The organism is Agrobacterium burrii (assembly GCF_017313405.1).
Lineage (GTDB): Bacteria > Pseudomonadota > Alphaproteobacteria > Rhizobiales > Rhizobiaceae > Agrobacterium > Agrobacterium burrii.
Window position 1 is genome coordinate 83647 of sequence record NZ_JAFLNA010000012.1, and the last position, 20319, is coordinate 103965.

Annotated in this window: 17 protein-coding genes; 12 read left to right on the top strand and 5 right to left on the bottom strand. The window is 59.6% G+C overall.

What is annotated here, in order from left to right; all coding sequences use genetic code 11:
- Nucleotides 1-97: 97 nt before the first annotated feature.
- From JZX89_RS20850 to JZX89_RS20860, 3 genes are all read right to left on the bottom strand, one after another.
- Nucleotides 98-1120 (bottom strand): LacI family DNA-binding transcriptional regulator, encoded by a 1023-nt coding sequence (locus JZX89_RS20850; protein ID WP_207135240.1) that lies wholly within the window; start codon nucleotides 1118-1120, stop codon nucleotides 98-100.
- Nucleotides 1121-1474: 354 nt separating this feature from the next.
- The gene (locus JZX89_RS20855) at nucleotides 1475-3058 is read right to left on the bottom strand and encodes a DHA2 family efflux MFS transporter permease subunit (RefSeq protein ID WP_207135241.1); all 1584 of its coding nucleotides are present in this window, start codon (nucleotides 3056-3058) and stop codon (nucleotides 1475-1477) included.
- A gap of 21 nt (nucleotides 3059-3079) precedes the next feature.
- Complete coding sequence (locus JZX89_RS20860) at nucleotides 3080-4282, bottom strand: HlyD family secretion protein (RefSeq protein WP_188356010.1); 1203 nt, start codon at nucleotides 4280-4282, stop codon at nucleotides 3080-3082.
- Nucleotides 4283-4441: 159 nt separating this feature from the next.
- Here JZX89_RS20860 and JZX89_RS20865 point away from each other — a divergent pair, with 159 nt between their 5' ends.
- The 6 genes from JZX89_RS20865 to JZX89_RS20890 all read left to right on the top strand — a co-directional run bounded on the left by JZX89_RS20865 (nucleotide 4442) and on the right by JZX89_RS20890 (nucleotide 13496).
- On the top strand, nucleotides 4442-5128 hold the full coding sequence (locus JZX89_RS20865; protein ID WP_149899099.1) for a TetR/AcrR family transcriptional regulator: 687 nt from the start codon (nucleotides 4442-4444) through the stop codon (nucleotides 5126-5128).
- A gap of 181 nt (nucleotides 5129-5309) precedes the next feature.
- A complete protein-coding gene (locus JZX89_RS20870) occupies nucleotides 5310-6077 on the top strand; it encodes a TerC family protein (protein WP_207135242.1) in 768 nt (255 codons plus the stop codon).
- Nucleotides 6078-6242: 165 nt separating this feature from the next.
- A complete protein-coding gene (locus JZX89_RS20875) occupies nucleotides 6243-8015 on the top strand; it encodes an SLC13 family permease (RefSeq protein WP_207135243.1) in 1773 nt (590 codons plus the stop codon).
- Nucleotides 8016-8224: 209 nt separating this feature from the next.
- The gene (gene gltX / locus JZX89_RS20880; protein ID WP_207135244.1) at nucleotides 8225-9682 is read left to right on the top strand and encodes a glutamate--tRNA ligase; all 1458 of its coding nucleotides are present in this window, start codon (nucleotides 8225-8227) and stop codon (nucleotides 9680-9682) included.
- A 213-nt stretch (nucleotides 9683-9895) separates the two neighbouring features.
- Nucleotides 9896-11395, top strand: coding sequence for a lysine--tRNA ligase (gene lysS / locus JZX89_RS20885; protein WP_153516609.1), 1500 nt, complete (start codon nucleotides 9896-9898; stop codon nucleotides 11393-11395).
- A 400-nt stretch (nucleotides 11396-11795) separates the two neighbouring features.
- A complete protein-coding gene (locus JZX89_RS20890; protein WP_440131603.1) occupies nucleotides 11796-13496 on the top strand; it encodes a patatin-like phospholipase family protein in 1701 nt (566 codons plus the stop codon).
- Between the two features lie 55 nt (nucleotides 13497-13551).
- Here JZX89_RS20890 and JZX89_RS20895 read toward each other — a convergent pair whose 3' ends face one another.
- On the bottom strand, nucleotides 13552-14493 hold the full coding sequence (locus JZX89_RS20895; RefSeq protein ID WP_246746773.1) for a hypothetical protein: 942 nt from the start codon (nucleotides 14491-14493) through the stop codon (nucleotides 13552-13554).
- A 287-nt stretch (nucleotides 14494-14780) separates the two neighbouring features.
- On the opposite strand from JZX89_RS20895, the gene JZX89_RS20900 reads away from it, so the two are divergent.
- The 5 genes from JZX89_RS20900 (at nucleotide 14781) to JZX89_RS20920 (ending at nucleotide 18542) form a co-directional block, all read left to right on the top strand.
- On the top strand, nucleotides 14781-15671 hold the full coding sequence (locus JZX89_RS20900; RefSeq protein ID WP_207135246.1) for a metal ABC transporter substrate-binding protein: 891 nt from the start codon (nucleotides 14781-14783) through the stop codon (nucleotides 15669-15671).
- Nucleotides 15668-16567 (top strand): manganese/iron ABC transporter ATP-binding protein, encoded by a 900-nt coding sequence (locus JZX89_RS20905; RefSeq protein WP_207135247.1) that lies wholly within the window; start codon nucleotides 15668-15670, stop codon nucleotides 16565-16567. Before JZX89_RS20900 ends, JZX89_RS20905 begins: the two co-directional genes overlap by 4 nt.
- Entirely contained in the window at nucleotides 16548-17408 is an 861-nt protein-coding gene (locus JZX89_RS20910) for a metal ABC transporter permease (protein WP_207135248.1), read from the top strand. The genes JZX89_RS20905 and JZX89_RS20910 overlap by 20 nt, the downstream gene beginning before the upstream one ends.
- A complete protein-coding gene (locus tag JZX89_RS20915) occupies nucleotides 17405-18259 on the top strand; it encodes a metal ABC transporter permease (RefSeq protein WP_207135249.1) in 855 nt (284 codons plus the stop codon). The genes JZX89_RS20910 and JZX89_RS20915 overlap by 4 nt, the downstream gene beginning before the upstream one ends.
- Nucleotides 18260-18368: 109 nt before the next feature.
- Entirely contained in the window at nucleotides 18369-18542 is a 174-nt protein-coding gene (locus JZX89_RS20920) for a DUF1328 domain-containing protein (RefSeq protein WP_003499086.1), read from the top strand.
- A 58-nt stretch (nucleotides 18543-18600) separates the two neighbouring features.
- Here the strand turns inward: JZX89_RS20920 and JZX89_RS20925 are convergent, their stop codons facing one another.
- On the bottom strand, nucleotides 18601-19332 hold the full coding sequence (locus JZX89_RS20925) for an SDR family oxidoreductase (protein WP_149899109.1): 732 nt from the start codon (nucleotides 19330-19332) through the stop codon (nucleotides 18601-18603).
- Nucleotides 19333-19487: 155 nt separating this feature from the next.
- Between JZX89_RS20925 and JZX89_RS20930 the strand changes: the two genes are divergently transcribed.
- Complete coding sequence (locus tag JZX89_RS20930) at nucleotides 19488-20261, top strand: IclR family transcriptional regulator (protein WP_207135250.1); 774 nt, start codon at nucleotides 19488-19490, stop codon at nucleotides 20259-20261.
- The last annotated feature ends 58 nt before the right edge of the window (nucleotides 20262-20319 follow it).

Here is a 20319-nt window from a genome sequence, read left to right on the forward strand (position 1 = left end):
CCATTCCGGCGCTCCATGCGCCACTTTCAGCGTTTTTTAAAAGTCACCGCATTTCCGGACGGAAAACCGGCGGCCACTTTTCCTGGAAATGCTCTCGTCAGGGCAGATTGTCCCTGAGGAATATGTCGATACGGATACGTTCCTGCGCGGCGATGACCGGCTGGCCGTCGGCACGGGCCTTCAACACGCGGATGGCGCTGCGTACCTCATGGCCGGCATCCTGGTTGAGCACGGCGTCAAGCACGCCTTCCCGCAGCGCATTGGCGGTGTTTTCCGTGAGTTCGTGGGCGATGACAGACAGCGGCCTTTCGCCATCCAAAACTCTGAGCGCCCGGATGAGGCCGCGATTGCCGGCGCCGAGACTGTAGATGCCTGACAACGCAGCATTGCCGAGCGCTCCGGCAACCAGCGCCTCGACGGTTGCCGGATCATCCTTGCCCTCCAGCACCGGCAGAAGCCGCAATTGCGGAAATTCGGCTTCGATGACGGCGCGAAAACCTTCCAGACGTTCGCGATGGTCGCGCACCAGCATGGAGCCGGCGACAACAGCGATATCGCCGCCACGGCTGGAGAGGAAACGTCCCATCAGGCTCGCCGCCGTGCGTCCCGCCGCGGCATTGTCGACGCCGGCATAGTGGTCGCGGCGCGAGCCGGAAAGATCGGAAACCAGCGTCACCGTGGCGATGCCGTCTTCCGCCAGCCGGTCGGCGGCTTCCGCCACATCTTGCGAATCGGTGGCGACGAAAGCCACACCCGACGGCTTTTCCCGTCGCGCCACTTCCAGGGCCTCGGTCAGTGCTGCGGCATTAAAGGGCGGCACCTCTATGATGCGGATCGCCGTGCGCTCCAGATGGGAGCGGGAGGCGGCAGCCCGCACCTCGGCCCTCAGCGTCGCCATGAAGGAATTGTCATTGCCCGGCAGGATGAAGACCAGCGAATAATTGCGGCCCTTGGCCAGATTGGCGGCGGCGATATCGCGCACATAACCAAGCTCGGCAATCGCCGCCTCCACGCGGGCGCGGGTGGCGGCATGAACGCCCGGACGCATGTTCAGCACCCGGTCGATGGTGGCGAGGCTGACGCCCGCGCGCTCGGCAATATCATGAACTGTCGGCTTCATGGCTCCTCCCCTCGCCTTTGAATATCCAGCTTTGGGGTCGAGGTAAACCGAAAAATGATGTACGTACCTCATATTTCGTCGAAAGCTGGTGTGGAGGTCAGCGGCTCGTCGCGAAACGGTGCCGCGCATTTCTTCTCCCCGAGGGGGAGAAGGTGGCCCGAAGGGTCGGATGAGGGGGCAAGCTCTCCGAATATCTCTACCCTTGCCCCCTCATCCCGCTGCCGCGGACTTCTCCCCGGCGGGGAGAAGAAATATGCCGCACCCGCTTGCTCCATATTCATCGGGCAGGCAGGCAAAAAAAGGGGCCGTCATTTTCGACGGCCCCAGCTCTGCGGTGGATGGGAGGGGATTTTTTTAGTGCGCCGCGTCTGGCGGCGGCGCTGCCTTGGGTTTCTGGATCAGGATCGTCATGAAGATCAGGCTGCCGAACAAAAGCGTCAGCGCGAAGAACACATCCGCGAAGGCCAGTATCCATGCCTGCTGCGAGACCATGCCGACCAGTTTCTTGATCGCGACGGATGCGCCGTCCAGCCCGTAGGAATCATAGTTCGCACCGACATTGTTCAGCCATTCCAGCGCCTGCGGATTGGAGTAGCTGATATGTTCCGCCAGCCGCACATAATGATCGTCGGTGCGCTGCGACAGCATGGTGTTGATGACGGCAAGGCCAACCGCACCGCCAAGGTTACGGGTGAGGTTGAACAGGCCCGACGCATTGCGGATGCGGGCGGGCGGCAGCGTGCCGAGCGCGATGTTGTTGATCGGCACCATGCACATCATCAGGCCAAAACCGCGCAGGATCTGCGGGATCAGCAATTCATAGAAGTCCCAGTCGGTCGTCACATAGGTCATGATCCACGTACCGCAGCCGAAGCTGATGAAGCCGATGGCCATCATCACCCGCGGATCGAGCTTGGTGGAGACCTTGCCGGCAATCGGCGCGGTGAAGAACATGGCAAGGCCGGAGACGAACATGGTCTCGCCGATCATCAGCGCATCATATCCCCTCACCCGGCCGAGATAGAGCGGGTAAAGATAGGTCAGCCCGTAAAGCCCGATGCCCATGACGAAGGAAAACAGCGAGCCGATCGAGAAATTGCGATCGGCGAAGGCGCGGATATCCACGACAGGGAATTCCACCTTGAAGGCACGCCAGAAGAACACCACCGCACCGATGACCATGGCGACCGATCCAAGCACGATGTGCTCGTCGTTGAACCAGTCCTTGTTGTTGCCCTCTTCCAGCACATATTCCAGCGAGCCGAGGAAGACCCCCATGGAGATCAGCCCCCACCAGTCGAACTTCTTCCAGAGCGAGTGTTCCGGCTTGTCGAAATCGATCAGGCTCCAGGTCAGGATGGTGACGATGATGCCGGGAATGATGTTGACGAGGAACAGCCAGTGCCAAGAAAAGGCATTGGAGAGATAACCGCCGACCGTCGGGCCGATGGTCGGCGCAAGCGTGGCGACCAGACCGATGATCGGCGAGACGACTGAGCGCTTCGACGGCGGGAAGATCGTGAAGGCGGCAGCGAAGACGGAGGGGATCATGCCGCCGCCGATAAAGCCCTGTATCGCCCGATAGACGATCATTTGGTCGATATTGGTGGCGGTGGCGCAGAGCGCGCTCGAAATCGTAAAGCCCGCCGCACAGGTGGCGAAGAGCACGCGCGTGGACAGGATGCGCGCCAGCGTGCCCGACAGCGGAATCATGATGACTTCGGCGATCAGATAGGAGGTCTGCACCCAGGCGATCTCATCTGAGCCCGCACCGAGGCCGGCCTGAATTTCCGCCAGCGAGGCGGAAACGATCTGAATATCGAGAATGGACATGAACATGCCGAAGACCATCGCGAAAAACGCGATGAGCCTGCGCCTGTCCATCGGAGGATCGACGGGGACAGATGCCCCGCCCGTACCGACAACCGTAGCCGCCATGATCTTGCCCTCGACGACGCTTTACTTGGCTTGCGCCGTTTTCGTATTTTCAGGCGCCGTGCGCGTGTCGACATCAACGACGACGCTCAGGCCCGCACGCAGATTGTGCCTGGCAAGATCGTCCTTCGAGAAGACGATCCGCACCGGCACGCGCTGGATGACCTTGGTGAAGTTGCCCGTGGCATTTTCCGGCGGGAGCATGGAGAAGACCGAACCGGAACCCGGCGAGATCGACTGCACCGTGCCTTCAATGGTCGCATCGTCAAAGGCATCGACATGGACGCGCACCTTCGAGCCGGGCACCACGCTGGCCAGCTGCGTTTCCTTGAAATTGGCATCGATATAAAGCTCGTTCATCGGCACCAGCGACGCCAGACGCTTGCCCACCGAAACCAGATCACCCGTCTGCACCGCCAGATTGCCGATGACGCCGTCATAAGGCGCCTTCAGCACGGTGAAGGACAGGTCGCGAGCGGCCTTGTCACGGGAAAGTTCAAGCGAGCGGATGGTGCTTTCGGCCTCCTCGCGCTGGGCGCGCAGAAGTTCGACATTGGCTTTTGCCGACGAAATCGCCGCGTCGCCGGCCACGACATTCGCTCGTGCCTGATCGAGTGCGACCTGCGCATTGTCGGAAGCGGCAACGGTGCCGACGTCCTTCGCCTGCAATTCGCTGGCGCGCTTCTGGGTGATTTCGGCACCGCGAAGGGCGGCATCCAGCGCACCCTTCTGGGCAACGGCCTGTTCCTGCGAGGCTTCGCCGCCGATGATCTGCGCATCGATACGCTTCAGCGACAGTTCCTCAGTGCGGATCTGCGCCTCCGCCTGATCGAGCGCGATGCGGTAGTCGCCATCGTCGAGTGTCACCAGCGGATCGCCCGCCTTGACTTCCTGGTTTTCGACCACATTCACCTTGGCGATGTAACCGGAAACCTTCGGCGCGATGACGGCGATGTCACCTTCTATATAGGCGTCGTCAGTCGAGACCATGAAACGGCCGTCGATCCACCAGTTGTAACCGTACCAGCCGGCACCGGCGAGAGCAGCGATGGCGATGACAGGAAGAAGCTTCGAACGCTTCTTCTGCTTCGGTGCGGCGGTTACCTGGGGCGGCTGTTGCGGTGGGGCGTCTGCCGGCTTTGCCGGAGAGGTCTCGGCCTTGGCGGAGATGTCCGCCTCTTCCGCATCGTTGACGGCGCGAACCGCGCTATTCTTCTGGGCCGACATGAGAGTATACCGTGATAATTGAAGAAAAATTTTCGAACTGAACCGTTCGGTTCGATTGACATAATCTCTTTCCTGACACATATCAAGTGCTATCGAACCGATTGGTTCGACGTCTGGTTAATTTTTTTTACGCCATTGTGGTACTAGGAGGCGGGAGCGATGGCAGGGGAAGACATGGATACGGAACTGGAGTTGGAAACGTGCTGCGCGGGGAATGCGGCGGGTCGGTTTGCGGCAGGGGAAGACCCGGCCAAACGCGAACAAATTCTCGCGGGGGCCTGGCGCGTGTTCAAACGCAAGGGTTTCGACGCCGCCAGCATGAACGACATCACCCGGGAAGCGGGTGTCTCCAAGGGAACCATCTACGTCTATTTTTCCAACAAGGAAGATTTGTTCGTTGCGCTTGTCGACCATCACCGCAACGAATTTGCCATCTCCATGCGCCATATTCTTGAGGGCACCGAAGAGGTGCGCGAGGGGCTGGAACAATTCGGCAAGGCCTTTGCCAACAAGATGATCTGTTCCGACATGATCCCCGCCATGCGTTCGGTGATCGGCGTTCTCGACCGCATGCCGAAGCTGGCGCAGCGCTTTTTCCTCTCCGCGCCCAACAATGTGCGCACGGTGCTTCTGGATTTCATCGAACATCAGGTCGAAATCGGCCATCTGAAGGTGGATGACCCCGAACTGGCTGCCCGGCAATATATCGAACTCGCCACCGGCACCTTCTTCAAACTGCGCCTGTTTGGGGAACTGGACGGCCCGGTGCCGGAAGAAGAACTGAACCGGGTGATCGCCAGCGCCATCAACGTATTCATGGCGGCTTACGGAACCGACAAGGCCTGAGTTCATTCAGCAACGAGGTGAGCGGACCGGCAACGGCACGGCGCCAATGCGCCTTTTGCGTGAAATTTCGGTGAAATCCGGCTCATCACAGCCATTAGCCGCTTGTTTCTCGCGTCATGCGCTATAAATCTCATCCACCGAATGTTCGGGTGGCCTTGTTGCTGAAAGGAAAATTTGCCTGATGGAGTCCGTTCTCCCGCTTCTGTCCGATCCCGCCGCCTGGGTGGCGCTCGTTACGCTGATCGTCATGGAGGTCGTGCTCGGTATCGACAACCTGATTTTCATCTCGATCCTGACTAACAAGCTTCCCCCCGAACAGCGCGAAAAAGCCCGCAAGATCGGCATCGGCCTTGCGCTCGTCATGCGTCTCGGCCTGCTCGGCACCGTCGCGTGGATCGTGCAGCTCACCACGCCGGTGTTTGAAGTCTTCGGCCATCCCTTCTCGTGGAAGGACATGATCCTGATCGCCGGCGGTCTCTTCCTGATGTGGAAGGCCACCAAGGAAATTCACCACACTGTCGACCCCGAAGATCACAAGGAAGACATGGTTGGCGGCCCTGTGGCGATGAATTTCGGCGCGGCCATCGGCCAGATCCTGCTGCTCGACCTCGTCTTCTCGGTGGACAGCATCATCACCGCCGTCGGCATGACGCCGCATCTGCCGATCATGATCGTCGCCGTCATCTTCGCCGTCGCCGTCATGCTTTTGGCCGCTACCCCGCTTGCCAACTTCATCGAGCGCAACCCCACCGTCGTCATGCTGGCGCTCGCCTTCCTGATGATGATCGGCACGACGCTGATCGCCGAAGGCATGGGCTTCCATGTTCCCAAGGGCTACGTCTATGCCGCCATGGCGTTTTCAGCGCTGGTGGAAGTGCTCAACATGTTTGCGCGCAACGCCAGGCAGCGCAAGAAGGCAGCTTCCGCTGCAGCGGGCACCAGACATTGATGTTGCCGTAACTGTCACACCGTTGATCGAGGCCCGCCGCAAGGCGGGCCTTTTTCATGGACTGGCTCTTCCCCGGAACCGTATGACCCGGGCTTGCGTTTCAATGCATCCCCGCCGATTGAGGCGGAGACAGCGCATTTCTCTCCTTCGAAAGCATGAGCAAGCATGACGACCGACCAGATCCTCGCCTTCACCGTGATCGCCGGCATGATGGTCGCGTTCATCTGGGACAGGTTCCGTTACGACGTCATCGCCTGCAGCGCTTTGCTGGTGGCGGTGGCGCTTGGCGTCGTGCCTTTTGACAAGGCTTTCTCCGGCTTTTCGGATGATATCGTCATCATCGTTGCAAGCGCGCTGATCGTCAGTTCGGCCGTGGCCCGTTCGGGCGTCGTCGATATGACGATCAAGAAATATTTCCCCGAAATGCATTCGAAGGGCCTGCAACTGGCCTTTTTGATGATCGTCGTCGCCATCATGTCGGCCTTCATCAAGAATATCGGCGCACTCGCCATCATGATGCCGGTCGCCTTTCAGTTCGCCCGCAAATCCGGCACGCCGGTTTCCTATTACCTGATGCCCATGGCCTTTGCCGCACTGCTGGGCGGGCTGATGACGCAGATCGGCACTTCGCCCAACATCGTGGTATCCAGGCTGCGCGAGGAAATGACCGGGCAGAGCTTTTCGATGTTCGATTTCACCCCTGTCGGTGCCGGGCTGACGGTGATCGGCATCATCTTCCTGACCTTCGGTTACCGCCTGCTGCCGGTGCGCAACCGACAACAGGCATCGGTGGAAGACGCCCTCGACCAATCCGCCTATACCGCAGAGGCGACGCTGCCCGCCGACAGCACCTATACGGACAGGCCGCTACGCGAACTCCTGAAACAGGCCGATGGCGACGTGATCGCCAGCACCATCCTGCGCGGACCGCGGCGCATCTCCCCCTTCCCCGATGTGAAGCTGAAGGCCGGCGACACCATTCTGCTCGAAGGCAGCCCGGAGGGGCTGGACCGTATCGTCTCGCAGGCGAAGTTGCTGCTATCAGGCAAACCGCTGATGGAAAATGGCCAGAAATCTGCCGATCTCATCTCCATGGAAGCGGTGATCAGCAATGAATCGGTGCTAACAGGCATTTCCGCGCGCGAGCTTTCGCTGTCCTATACGCGCGGCGTCAATCTGATCGCGGTCAGCCGTCGCGGTCAGCGCGTCAGCCAGCGGCTCTCCGAGCTGACCTTGCAGGCGGGCGACGTCATTCTGTTGCAGGGAAGCCGCAAGAACCTGCCGCAGGTGTTGCAGGAATTCTCCCTGCTGCCCCTGGCGCAGCGGGAAATTCTGCTTGGTGTACAGCGCCGCGCGCTTTTGCCGGTCATCGTGCTTGCTGCCGCCATGCTTGCCGCCGGCAGCGGGCTGGTGCCGGTCTCCGTCGCCTTTTTCGCCGCCGCCTTCCTGATGATCGTCGTCGGCGCGATCCCGCTTGCCGACGTCTACAAATCGATCGACGGGCCGATCCTCGTCATGCTGGCCGCCCTCATTCCCGTCAGCGACAGTCTGCGCACAAGTGGCGCCAGCGAATTGATCGCCGCCTGGCTCGGCCATGCGGCGCAGGGCTTGCCGCCGTTTGCCGCACTCGGCATGATCCTCTTGACCGCCATGGCGGTGACGCCCTTCCTCAATAATGCCGCCACCGTGCTGGTCATGGCCCCCATCGCCGCCGGTTTCGCCACCACGCTCGGCTTCCGGCCGGAGGCTTTTCTGATGGCGGTGGCGATCGGCGCCGGCTGCGATTTCCTCACCCCCATCGGCCACCAGTGCAATACGCTGGTCATGGGTCCGGGCGGTTATCGTTTCAGCGATTATCCGCGACTTGGCCTGCCGCTGTCGATCATGATCGTCATTGCCAGCATTCCGATGCTGCTTTACGTCTGGCCAGTCAACTAGGCGCGGCTCGCCTAGGGGAAGATGGCGCAAGCTCCTTATTTCCTTGACGCCTGCGGCATAATATGGCCTAAGCCGATGCCGAACGGGAATGTGCAAAAGGTGCTTTATTTGTGCCTTTCGACATGATTTCCTGCCGCATCCAAACGAAAACTTCGTGATATACGGGTGAAGCCACCCATGTCACTGACCCGTCACGACGAGTGAATTTCATGACCACTTCCGGCGTTCGCGTCCGCATCGCACCTTCCCCCACCGGCGAGCCGCATGTTGGCACCGCTTATATCGCCCTGTTCAACTATCTCTTCGCCCAGAAACATGGCGGCGAGTTCATCCTGCGTATCGAGGATACCGACGCTACCCGCTCGACCCTCGAATATGAGCAGAAGGTTCTGGAAGCACTCCGCTGGACCGGCCTCACCTGGTCGGAAGGCCCCGATGTCGGCGGCCCTTACGGTCCCTACCGCCAGTCGGAGCGTAAAGCCATGTACTGGCCTTATGCCGAAGAGCTGCTGGAGAAGGGCCACGCCTTCCGCTGTTTCTGCACGCCGCAGCGGCTGGAAGAAATGCGCGAGGCGCAGCGCGCTAGCGGCAAGCCGCCGAAATATGACGGCCATTGCCTTACCCTCAAGGCCGAAGAAGTCACCGCCCGCGTCGCCGCCGGCGAGGCCAATGTCGTGCGCATGAAAATCCCGACCGAAGGGTCGTGCGATTTCCATGACGGCGTTTACGGCGATGTGTCGATCCCGTGGGACTCGGTCGACATGCAGGTGCTGGTCAAGGCAGACGGCATGCCGACCTATCATATGGCCAACGTCATCGACGACCATCTGATGAAGATCACCCATGTGGCGCGCGGCGAGGAATGGCTGGCATCTGTGCCGAAGCACATTCTGCTTTACCGTTATTTCGGCTGGGACCAGCCGACGTTCATGCATCTCTCCTTGATGCGCAACGCCGACAAGTCGAAGCTTTCCAAGCGCAAGAACCCGACGTCGATTTCCTATTATTCCGCGCTCGGCTATCTGCCGGAAGCGCTGATGAACTTCCTTGGCCTGTTCTTCATCCAGATCGGCGATGGCGAAGAACTGCTGACCATGGAAGAGCTGGCGGCGAAGTTCGACCCGGAAGCGCTGTCCAAGGCCGGCGCCATCTTCGATATCCAGAAGCTGGACTGGCTGAACGGCCGCTGGCTGCGCGAAAAGCTCACCCCGGAAGAATTCATTGCCCGCACGCTGGACTGGGCGATGGAAAATTCGCGCCTGACAGAAGGCCTGAAGCTTTCCCAGAGCCGCATTTCCAAGCTCGGCGAATTACCGAACCTTGCCGGCTTCCTGGTTTCGAGCGATGTCGGCCTGACGCCTGCCTCATTTGCGGGCCTGAAAAGCAAACCGGAGGAAATCCACGAGATCCTCACCACGGTTGCCGCCGACCTTGAAAAAATGCCTGACTGGACCGTGGAAGCCATCGAGGCCGAGTTGCGCGATGTTGCCGAACGCACGGGCAAGAAGCTGCGCGTGGTGACACCGCCGCTCTTCGTCGCCGTCTCCGGCTCCTCGCGCTCGCTGCCGCTGTTTGACAGTATGGCGCTGCTTGGTCGCTCCGTGGTGCGCCAGCGCCTGAAGGTGGCGATTGCCGTTGTGGCGACGCTGGTTGGCAGTGGAAATTAACATTTAAAATGCTGGCGGTGACGGCAGCATCCTAGAATACCCCCCTCTGCCCTGCCGGGCATCTCCCCCACAAGGGGGGAGATAAGATGCCGCACTCGCTCGTTCCACGAGCAAGGTGCCAGCCGCTTGTCGATCTCCCCCCTTGTGGGGGAGATGTCCGGCAGGACAGAGGGGGGTAACCGCAACGAACAAGCCCGCTTAAGGCAAAAAACAATGACCGACACCAAGACCGAAACCACCGCCCTCTCCTCCGACGCGACAGAAGTGCGCCGCCAGAAACTTGCGCTGCTGCGCGAGCAGATCGGCGACGTCTATCCGGCGCATTTCCACCGCACGCTGACCAATGCGGAGCTTTCGGAAAAATACGCCGATATCGAAGCCGACGTCGAAACCGGCGATACGGTGACGGTGGCGGGTCGCGTTTATTCTTCGCGCAATTCCGGCATGTTCATGGACATCCATGACGCATCGGGCAAGGTGCAGATCTTCTCCCACAAAGACACCACGCCGGAAGCAGCCCGCAACCTGCTACCGATGATCGACATTGGCGATATCATCGGCGTGACGGGCAAGGTGCGCCGCACCAAGCGTGGCGAGCTGACGATCAACGCCGAAGAAATCACCATGCTCACCAAGTCGCTGCTGCCGATGCCGGAAAAGTGGCATGGCGTTTCCGACATCGAGTTGCGCTACCGCAAGCGCCACCTCGACATCCTCGCCAACGAAGACTCCAAGCTGCGTTTCCTGCAACGCTCGAAGATTCTCTCCGGCATCCGCCGCTTCATGGAGGCCGAAGGCTTCCTCGAAGTGGAAACGCCGATGCTGCAGACCATCTATGGCGGTGCGACGGCTGATCCGTTCAAGACCTTCCACAACACGCTGAAGATGGACATGTATCTGCGCATCGCGCCGGAACTGTTCCTGAAGCGCACGCTGGTGTCGGGCCTTTCTGACAAGGTCTTCGAAATCAACCGCAACTTCCGCAACGAAGGCGTTTCCACAAGGCACAATCCCGAATTCACCATGATGGAGTGCTATTGGGCCTATGCCGACTACGAGGACATCATGGGTCTCGTGGAGCGGCTGTTCGAGACGCTGGCAATTGCCCTGCACGGCACCACCGAGGTTGAGTTCCAGGGCCAGACGATCTCCTTCAAGGGTCCGTTCAAGCGCGTGCCGATGCCTGATGCGGTGAAGGAAGCAACCGGTATCGACTTCCTCGCCATCAAGACCGACGAAGAAGCACGCGCTGCTGCCAAGGCTGCCGGCTTTGCCGTCGAGAAGGACTGGACCTGGGGCGAATGCCTTGCCTTCATCTTTGAAGAAAAGGTGGAAAGCACGCTGATCCAGCCGAGCCACGTCACGCATTTCCCCAAGGACATCTCGCCCTTCGCCAAGGAAGTGCCGGGTGAGCCGCGCCTCGTCGAGCGTTTCGAAAGCTATTGCAACGCCTGGGAAGTGGGCAACGCCTTTTCCGAACTCAACGATCCGGAAGAGCAGCGCCGCCGCATGGTGGAGCAGCTGGAACAAGCCCATGCCCGCGGCGAAAAGGACAAGCAGCTGGACGAGGAATTCCTCGACGCCATCGACCAGGGCATGCCGCCGGCCGGTGGCCTCGGCATCGGCGTCGATCGCCTGATCATGCTTTTGACCAACGCCCCGTCGATCCGCGACGTCATCCTCTTCCCGGCCCGCCGCAACAAGGCGGATTGAACTGGTAAAACCGCAGGCGGCTTCACGGCCGCCTGCAGCATCCCGATTTTCCGGTCATGCCCGGGCTTGCCCCAGGGCATGCAGTCACATCCAGCAAAATCAATCCGTAACAGACCCTCGGGACAAGCCCGAAGATGACGCCGGAGTGCGTCGCGAGATTTCGCCCCGTCTGTCTGTCGGTTTTCCGCTCAACATAAAGACACGCGCAAGTAATTATCCGGGTTCCCGTGAACAGATCGATTAAATTCATATAACTTTTAGTAGAATATACTGGCGATATCACCTCAACTTGTGATACTCATTTTCCATCATTCGCATTGTGTTTGACGGTTTTCGATTAACGAGGCCGTTGGGGGAGATACGCATGCCCGAGAATGAGCTTCCCAAATATCAGCCCGATATGTTTGCAACGCCGGACAAGGAATGCGATGTCGTCATGAAGGGCGGCATCACCTCCGGCGTCGTTTATCCCTATGCGGTTCTGGAACTGGCCCGCCGATATCGGTTCCGCTCGATAGGCGGCACATCGGCAGGGGCAATTGCCGCGGCTTTTGCCGCTGCGGCGGAATATTCCCGCACCGTCCGGGGCGATCCGGATGGGTTCATCCGCCTGCAGGCCCATTGCGATAAGATACCTGATATTCTCGGCACGCTTTTCCAGCCGGAACGCCGTTTTCGTCCGCTGATGCGTTACCTGTTATGGGCGCAGGCCGGCGGCTGGCCGGGCAGGATTCTGGGAGTGCCCATGGCTTTTCCGCTGGCCTCGATAGCCGGCATCGCCATCGGCGCCGGCGCATTGTGGGCTCTGAATGGAGGTATTTTCGGGTCAATTCTTGGCGGGCTGGTGGGGCTGCTCGTCGGTATCCTCAGTCAAATCCTGTGGTTGGTCTTCCATCGGTTGCCACAGGAAGGGTTCGGTTTTTGCTCGGGATTGACGGTTCCCGGCGCCAATGCTCCCGGCCTGACGGAATGGCTGCATGCATCGATCCAGGATATCGCTTTTGGTAGCGACGCCGCGACAGCACCGCCGCTGACCTTTGGCGATCTGCTCGGCGACGATCCGGAAAAATCCATAAACCTGAAGATGGTGACGACAAATCTGTCAATGCGGCGGCCGCATACGCTGCCAAGCCTCAATCTCATGGTGGCCTATGACACGAAAGAATGGAGCCGTCTCTTTCCCGCCCCCGTCATGGCCTGGCTGAAACAGATCGCCACGCCGGGCGGCCCCTTTCCCGAACTCAAGGCTTTTCCGGAACCCGCCAGGTTGCCGATCATCATCGCAACACGCATGAGCCTGAGTTTTCCGGTTCTGTTCAAGGCCATTCCGGCTTTTACCAATGATCACGGCACGCTCGATATTCTGCGACGGACGGGCAATAAAGCGCCGCCGGTCATGAAGGCGAAAATCTGGTTCTCGGATGGCGGGATCAGCAGCAATTTTCCGATCCACCTCTTTGATGCCCTGCTTCCCTCCCGTCCCACCTTCGCGCTCAGCCTTGACGAGCTGCCGAAATCCGTCGCCAGCAGCAGCAAGCGCGTGACTATCCCGCAAGGGGCAGGCGAAGGGATTGGCGTGCCCGTTCACAAGTTGGAAAAGATGGGCGGCTTTGTAAGCAGCATCCTCAGTTCAGCGAAGGACTGGCAGGATCAATCCCTCGCCACCATGCCGGGCCAAAGAGAGCGCATCGCCCGCGTCTTCCTCAGCCAAGAGGAAGGCGGGCTTAATCTCACCATGCCGCCGGAACGCTCTGCGAAACTGATGAGCTACGGCCTCGAAGTCGGGTCACTCTTCGCCAATGGCGCGCTGAATTTTGACGAACATCGCTGGCGACGCACGCTCGTTGCCTATGATCGGTTGGAAGACACGGTATTTGCGACCGAACACCTCTGGAATGAGGGCAAATATGAAGACTGGCTGGTAAGTTACATCGATAGGATCGAAAGCTACAAAGATGTGACAAAGGGTGAGCGCGAAAAACTGATCGCCCGAATTGCAGCCTTTGCCGCCCTTTCCCAGAGTTTCTCTCCAGCGATCGTCAACAAGCGCAAGAAATTTCCAAATCCGGCTGGCCGCTTGCGTGTCGGGCCAGACACCTGACCGGTTAAGCGAATAAGCGTCGAGAAGGTCTCAAGGGAGAGCAACTTGTTCTCTCTTAGTGGCCTGTGACCTTTTTCTCCACAACCGGCTCTTCAGCCGGTGCGATCTCAGCGGCTGATTTTTCCTCCGCCGCCTGAGCGGTCGTTGAGCCCTTTCCGAAGATCAGCGATTTCAGATAAGTCAGGCTGAAGATGCTGCCGCCATCGGCTTCCGGTGTCGAAGTCAGCAGTTCATCGGCACCGGGTTCGCCCTGCGCTTCGGGAGACGCGGTTCCGCCATGCGCTTCCGCACCGGCCCCGCCCTCATCCGTTTCCGCCGGCGCTGCGCCATGTCCGCCTGTGCCCTCGTCCTTGGTTTCGCCGTGTCCAGCCGCGCCTTTTGCAGCCTTGCCACCGTGGCCTTCAGCACCGGCATCCGAAGCCGGCGTGACGCAATCGGCGGTATCGCTGAGGCTCGCCGCCATGGTTTCGGCGTCCTCCAGCGGCAGATCGATCCGCAGCCCATAAAACTGGCCGCTGCCATTGGCAGCGCCATCGTAATAAAAGGCCGAATAACGCTGGGCATCGGCGCCCTGCGGAATCTTGGCCGGATCAGCGATGAAGACCACCTGTGCGGCGATGGCGCGGCCGCGCATTTCCGAGCGCAGTTGGGGACCGTTTTTGTCGAGTACGGAGACCTGCACCAGATCGGGCTTTTGTTTGTCGTAAACTGCCTTGGCAACACGCAGCGCGGTTTTCAGCCGTTCCGTGCCGTCGCCACCCTCCGTGCGAATAAATTTGCGCACCCATAAGGAGCCGTTCTTGCGGATGTTGACTGTCTGGACTGCGTCGCAGGATAGCCCGTTGGCGGAGGCATAGGATGGGCCAAGCAGCCGATCGCTGCCGATGAACACGGCAGCAGAACCGGTCGCACCCGCCAAAAGCAGGATCCCGCCTACGATCACAACGAGTTTGCGCGAAAACCGCATTCGTCCGAATACAGCCTTCACCCGCAACATCCTGACATCAACTACCCCGCCTTATCGCCCTCACCCCGAAACGTGGCTCTGATGATGAGGAACACACGCGGGATAAAGCTCGCAACCTCGCTGTCCGAGCCTTGCGATACTGCCGCTTTCTCATTGAAAAAAGTTTAACCAGCCCGGCGCAACGCGGGCAAAAACGCACCATTTTCAGACATTTTCAAATGCTGCTAAATTGCGAATGATTTGCAATAGCGTTGACAAGTGTGATTTTATAACAGATGGTATTGCGAATTAATCGCAACAAACATTCGGTGACAGACGTGAACTTCCAGAAAATCCGGCATGCTCTTTTTGCTTTCTCGCTTTTTCTTCCCGCAGCCGCCGTCGCGCAGGAAAAACCAAAGGTGGTGACGACCTTCACCATCATCGCCGATATGGCCCGCAACGTGGCGGGGGATGCGGCGGAAGTGGAGAGCATTACCAAGCCGGGCGCTGAAATTCACAACTACCAACCGACCCCGCGCGACATCCTCAAAGCCCGCAAGGCCGATCTGGTGCTGCGCAACGGTCTCAATCTGGAATTGTGGTTCGAAAAGTTCCTGGCCAACCTTTCCGGCGTGCCGAACGTCACGGTGAGCGACGGCGTGACGCCGATGGCGATCAACGGCGGCGCCTATGAAGGCAAGCCCAATCCGCACGCCTGGATGTCACCCGATAACGCCTTGATCTATGTGGAGAATATTCGCAAGGGCCTGGCCGAAATCGACCCTGCCCATGCCGATGTTTATACCGCCAATGCCAAGGCCTATTCGGACAAGATCAGGGCCACCGTGCAGCCGATCCGCGATGAGCTTTCCAGCCTTCCCGAAGACAAGCGCTGGTTGGTAACGAGCGAAGGCGCGTTTTCTTATCTCGCCCGCGATTTCGGGCTGAAAGAACTGTTTCTGTGGCCCGTCAATGCCGACAGCCAGGGAACGCCGCAGCAGGTGCGCGGCGTGATCGACGCGATGCGCGAACACAATATCCAGGTCATCTTCAGCGAAAGCACAGTGTCCGCCGATCCCGCCGAACAGGTGGCCAAGGAAACCGGCGCTGCCTATGGCGGCATACTCTATGTGGATTCGCTGAGCGAGGCCGATGGCCCGGTTCCGACCTACCTCGATCTGCTGCGCGTTACCAGCGAGACCATTGCCAAGGGTCTGTCCTCATGAGAATGGGCGGTAAAAAAATAGCCGGCGGCCTGACGGTTCAAAATGCGACAGTGACCTATGGCAATGGCCACACAGCATTAAGAAATGCCAGCTTTTCCATCCCCCGCGGAACGATCACTGCACTTGTCGGCGTCAATGGCGCCGGCAAGTCGACGATTTTCAAGGCGATCATGGGTTTCGTGCCGCTGGCCGCCGGTTCCGTCTCGATTTTCGACCTGCCGGTGAAGGAGGCGCTGAAGAAAAACCTCGTCGCTTACGTGCCGCAGGCGGAGGAGGTGGACTGGAGCTTTCCGGTGCTGGTGGAGGATGTGGTGATGATGGGCCGGTATGGCCACATGAATTTCCTGCGCATCCCGTCGAAACGCGATCACCAGATGGTCGAGGAGGCACTGAAACGCGTCAACATGCTCGATTATCGCAAGCGCCAGATCGGCGAGCTTTCCGGCGGGCAGAAGAAGCGGGTGTTTCTGGCCCGCGCGCTGGCGCAGGAAGGTCAGGTCATCCTGCTCGACGAACCCTTTACCGGCGTCGATGTGACGACGGAAGAGCAGATTGTCGCGCTTTTGAAGGCGTTGCGTGACGAGGGCCGTGTCATGCTGGTTTCCACCCACAATCTCGGCAGCGTGCCGGAATTCTGTGATCGCGCGGTCTTCGTCAAGGGCACGGTGCTGGCGTCAGGCAAGACAGAGGACACCTTTAACGAGGAAAACCTGCAGAAAGCCTTCGGCGGCAGCCTGCGCCACTTCGTTCTGGGCGGGGCCGAACTGCACAACGATGCCGATCCGCGGCGCGTGAAGGTGATCACCGATGACGAGCGGCCTTTCGTGATCTACGGAAAGAACGGGCAGGATCCCAGCGCTCCGAAGGAAAAAGCCGATGATAAACAGCCTTCTTGAGCCCTTTACCTATGGCTACATGCTGAACGCCATCTGGGTCAGCGCGCTGGTCGGCGGCGTCTGCGGTTTTCTGTCGGCCTATCTGATGCTGAAGGGCTGGTCGCTGATCGGCGATGCGCTCTCCCATGCCATCGTTCCGGGTGTCGCCGGTGCCTATATGCTCGGCCTGCCGTTTTCGCTTGGGGCTTTTCTTTCCGGCGGGTTGGCGGCCGGTTCCATGCTCTTCCTCAACCAGAAGACACGGCTGAAGGAAGACGCGATCATTGGTTTGATCTTCACGTCGTTTTTCGGGCTCGGGCTGTTCATGGTCTCGCTATCGCCCACCTCGATCAATATCCAGACCATCGTTCTCGGCAATATTCTGGCAATCACCACCGAAGACACCATCCAGCTGGCGCTGATCGGCGGCATCAGTCTTTTGGTACTCTCGCTGAAATGGCGCGACTTCATGGTCGTCTTCTTCGATGAGAACCATGCCCGCACCGTGGGGCTGAAACCGGAAATGCTGAAGGTGATCTTCTTCACCCTGCTCGCCGCCTCCACGGTTGCGGCTTTGCAGACGGTCGGCGCTTTTCTCGTGGTCGCCATGGTGGTGACTCCGGGTGCCACCGCCTATCTCCTGACCGACCGTTTCGAGCGGCTGATCCTGATGAGCCTCATCATCGGTGCGGCCACCAGCTTCTTCGGCGCTTATCTCAGCTATTTCCTCGATGGCGCGACCGGCGGTGTCATCGTTGTGCTACAGACGGCAATCTTCCTCACCGCCTTTGTATTTGCGCCCAAACACGGCCTGCTCGCCTCCAGAGCCAAGGCCCGCAAGGCATTGGGGGAAACACCATGAGCGAATATCTCGAACTCGCCATCCTGCCGTTTCAACTGCCCTTCATGCAATATGCCTTCGTGATCACCCTGATGATCGCGGTGCCGATGGCGATGCTGTCCTGTTTTCTGGTGCTGAAGGGCTGGTCGCTGATGGGGGATGCAGTATCCCATGCCGTGCTGCCCGGCGTGGTGGTTGCCTATATCGTTGGAATTCCGCTGTCCATTGGCGCTTTCATCGCCGGCATGATCTGCGCACTCGGCACCGGTTTCATTAAGGAAAACAGCCGCATCAAGGAAGATACCGTGCTTGGCATCGTCTTTTCCGGCATGTTCGGGCTAGGGCTGGTACTTTACGTGAAGGTGCAGAGCGATATGCACCTGGATCACATCCTCTTCGGCGACATGCTGGGCATTGCCCCGTCAGACATGCTGGAGACCGGCCTGATCGCGCTTTTCGCCACGCTGTTTCTTGGGCTGCTGCGCAAGGATCTGCTGGTGAATGCTTTCGATCCGCAACATGCCAAGGCGATTGGCCTGCCGGTGCGCATTCTGCACTATGGTCTGCTGATGGTTCTGTCGCTCACCGTGGTCGGCGCTCTGAAGGCGGTGGGCATCATCCTCTCGGTCGCCATGCTGGTTACCCCCGGCGCCATCGCCTTCCTGCTGACACGGCGCTTTTCCGCCATGCTTATCGTGGCCATCATGGTGGCGGTCGTCTCATCACTGTCAGGCATATGGCTGAGCTTCCTGATCGACAGTGCGCCGGCCCCCACCATCGTGCTGTTCATGAGCCTTGCTTTCGTCGCCACCTTCATCCGCACCACCTGGAAAGCCCGCCGGATCGACGCGGCGGCTGAAAAAGGGATTTAAAACAACGATTTTTGCGGGCGCATGGAACATTTTCGCCTTTTGCGCGTCATTTTCGAGAGTCCGCTGCTAGGTGGCAGACTCTTGAAAATTAAGCAGAAGGGGAAGCTCCATGCTGAAATGGGCTCTTATTTTCTTTGTTATTTCTTTGATCGCGGGCGTATTCGGCTTTACCGGCATTTCGGCAGCGGCGGCGGGCGTGGCCCGAATCCTGTTCTTCATCGCCGTGGTGATCTTCCTGGTCTTCCTCGTGCTTGCACTGATGGCCGGAAGCGCCGTCGTCTGAATGAAAAAAGGCGACCGGCTTTTACGCCGGTCGCCTCTCCTCTTTCCCTTGAAAAAGCTCAGCCCGTCCAGCCGCCATCGATCACATGGATCTGGCCGGTGGTGAACCCTGCTTCATCCGAAGCAAGATAAGTGACGAGCGCGGCGATTTCTTCCGGTGTCGCGATGCGGCCCATCGGCTGGCGGGCAATGAAATCCGCGAGCGCCTGCTCGTAATTGCCGGTGGCGCGCAGGCGGTCATGCAGCGACGGGCTGTCGACCGTACCGGGGCAGATGGCGTTGCAACGAATACCCTTGGTGACAAAATCGGCGGCAATCGCCTTCGTCAAACCCACGACGGCCGCCTTGGAGGCGGTATAAGCGAAACGGTTCGGCACGCCCTTCACGCTTGATGCGACAGACGACATGTTGACGATTGCGCCCTTGCCCTTTTCCAGCATGCCGGGCAGGAAGGCGCGGCAGGTGCGGTACATGGCCTTGGCGTTGAGATCGAAGGAGAAATCCCAGTCCTTTTCCTCGCAGTCGAGAATGGTGCCGGAATGAACGAAACCGGCGCAATTGAACAGCACATCCACATGGCCGATATCGGCGGCGAAATCCTTGACGCCTTCGCCATCCAGCACGTTCAGAACGCGCGTTTCCGCACCCTTCAGGGTGGAAAGGGCCTGTTCATTGATATCGGTGGCAATGACGCGCGCGCCGAGCGATATGAACCGCTCGGCGGTCGCCCGACCGATACCCTGACCGGCGGCGGTGATCACCACTGTCCGGCCGTTAAAATCCTGCACCATGAATAGCCTCCCGCAATAGCGCGCCCGTCCTTCGTGGTTCAGGCCGCCGAATTTCGATGATCTCAAATATGGATCGACAATTCATATGTAAACGCGGTATTCATATAACGTCAAGCAAACTTGCGCCGTAACCGCGCAAAACGCATCGAGGCTCCATGACCGACGACGACAGCGAACGATATCGCGCTCCCGCCCTCGACAAGGGCCTGGACATTCTCGAACTTCTCGCCCGCACCGATGGCGGGCTCACACAGATCGAGATCGCCAAGGCCGTCGGCAAAAGCCCGAACGAACTTTACCGCATGCTGGACCGGCTGGTGCGCCGGGGTTATGTGCAGCGGCTTGAGGGCGACCGGTTTTCACTGACGCTGAAAATGTTCGGGCTGGCGCATTTCCACGCGCCGATCCGCCGCCTTGTCTCGTTTGCCGCCCCTGTCATGCGCGATTTTTCCGCAAGCGCCGAGCAGGCCTGCCATCTGGCCGTTTATGATCGCGGCAGCGTGGTCGTCATCGCCCAGCAGGAATCCTCCACCTATTGGGCCATGTCCCTGCGCGTCGGCGCGCAGATGAGCCTGTTTCACACCGGTTCCGGCCATGTGCTGCTGGCCTTCCAGACCGACGCCCAACGTGAGATCATGATCACCGAGCAGGTGCGCGGCAGCGGCGAAACCGTACCTGATGGGCTCGCCGAACGGCTGGCGGAAGTGCGCAGACAAGGTTTCGAATCCATGGACAGCTTGCAGACCGCCGGCGTGCGCAATATTTCCGCCCCGGTGCTGACGCTGGACGGTACGGCCCTTGCCGTCATCACCTGCCCCTATATCACACCGCTCGGCGGCAAGGCGCCCACGCGCGAGGCCTGCGAGGTGCTGATCCGCGATGCGGCAAGGTGCATTTCCGAAGTGGCGACGGGAAACGGAAACGACTGAAACGCACAAAAAAACGCGACCGGCAGGGGCCCGATCGCGTTTTGAGTGACTGGAGATT

Coding starts and splice junctions, on each gene's coding strand:
- JZX89_RS20860 (WP_188356010.1), bottom strand. CDS start 4,282: ATGTCGGCCCAGAAGAATAGCGCGGTTCGCGCCGTCAACGATGCGGAA.
- JZX89_RS20890 (WP_440131603.1), top strand. CDS start 11,796: ATGTTTGCAACGCCGGACAAGGAATGCGATGTCGTCATGAAGGGCGGC.
- JZX89_RS20855 (WP_207135241.1), bottom strand. CDS start 3,058: ATGGCGGCTACGGTTGTCGGTACGGGCGGGGCATCTGTCCCCGTCGAT.
- JZX89_RS20915 (WP_207135249.1), top strand. CDS start 17,405: ATGAGCGAATATCTCGAACTCGCCATCCTGCCGTTTCAACTGCCCTTC.
- JZX89_RS20910 (WP_207135248.1), top strand. CDS start 16,548: ATGATAAACAGCCTTCTTGAGCCCTTTACCTATGGCTACATGCTGAAC.
- lysS (WP_153516609.1), top strand. CDS start 9,896: ATGACCGACACCAAGACCGAAACCACCGCCCTCTCCTCCGACGCGACA.
- JZX89_RS20920 (WP_003499086.1), top strand. CDS start 18,369: ATGCTGAAATGGGCTCTTATTTTCTTTGTTATTTCTTTGATCGCGGGC.
- JZX89_RS20930 (WP_207135250.1), top strand. CDS start 19,488: ATGACCGACGACGACAGCGAACGATATCGCGCTCCCGCCCTCGACAAG.
- JZX89_RS20895 (WP_246746773.1), bottom strand. CDS start 14,493: ATGTTGCGGGTGAAGGCTGTATTCGGACGAATGCGGTTTTCGCGCAAA.
- JZX89_RS20905 (WP_207135247.1), top strand. CDS start 15,668: ATGAGAATGGGCGGTAAAAAAATAGCCGGCGGCCTGACGGTTCAAAAT.
- JZX89_RS20865 (WP_149899099.1), top strand. CDS start 4,442: ATGGCAGGGGAAGACATGGATACGGAACTGGAGTTGGAAACGTGCTGC.
- JZX89_RS20875 (WP_207135243.1), top strand. CDS start 6,243: ATGACGACCGACCAGATCCTCGCCTTCACCGTGATCGCCGGCATGATG.
- JZX89_RS20870 (WP_207135242.1), top strand. CDS start 5,310: ATGGAGTCCGTTCTCCCGCTTCTGTCCGATCCCGCCGCCTGGGTGGCG.
- JZX89_RS20850 (WP_207135240.1), bottom strand. CDS start 1,120: ATGAAGCCGACAGTTCATGATATTGCCGAGCGCGCGGGCGTCAGCCTC.
- gltX (WP_207135244.1), top strand. CDS start 8,225: ATGACCACTTCCGGCGTTCGCGTCCGCATCGCACCTTCCCCCACCGGC.
- JZX89_RS20925 (WP_149899109.1), bottom strand. CDS start 19,332: ATGGTGCAGGATTTTAACGGCCGGACAGTGGTGATCACCGCCGCCGGT.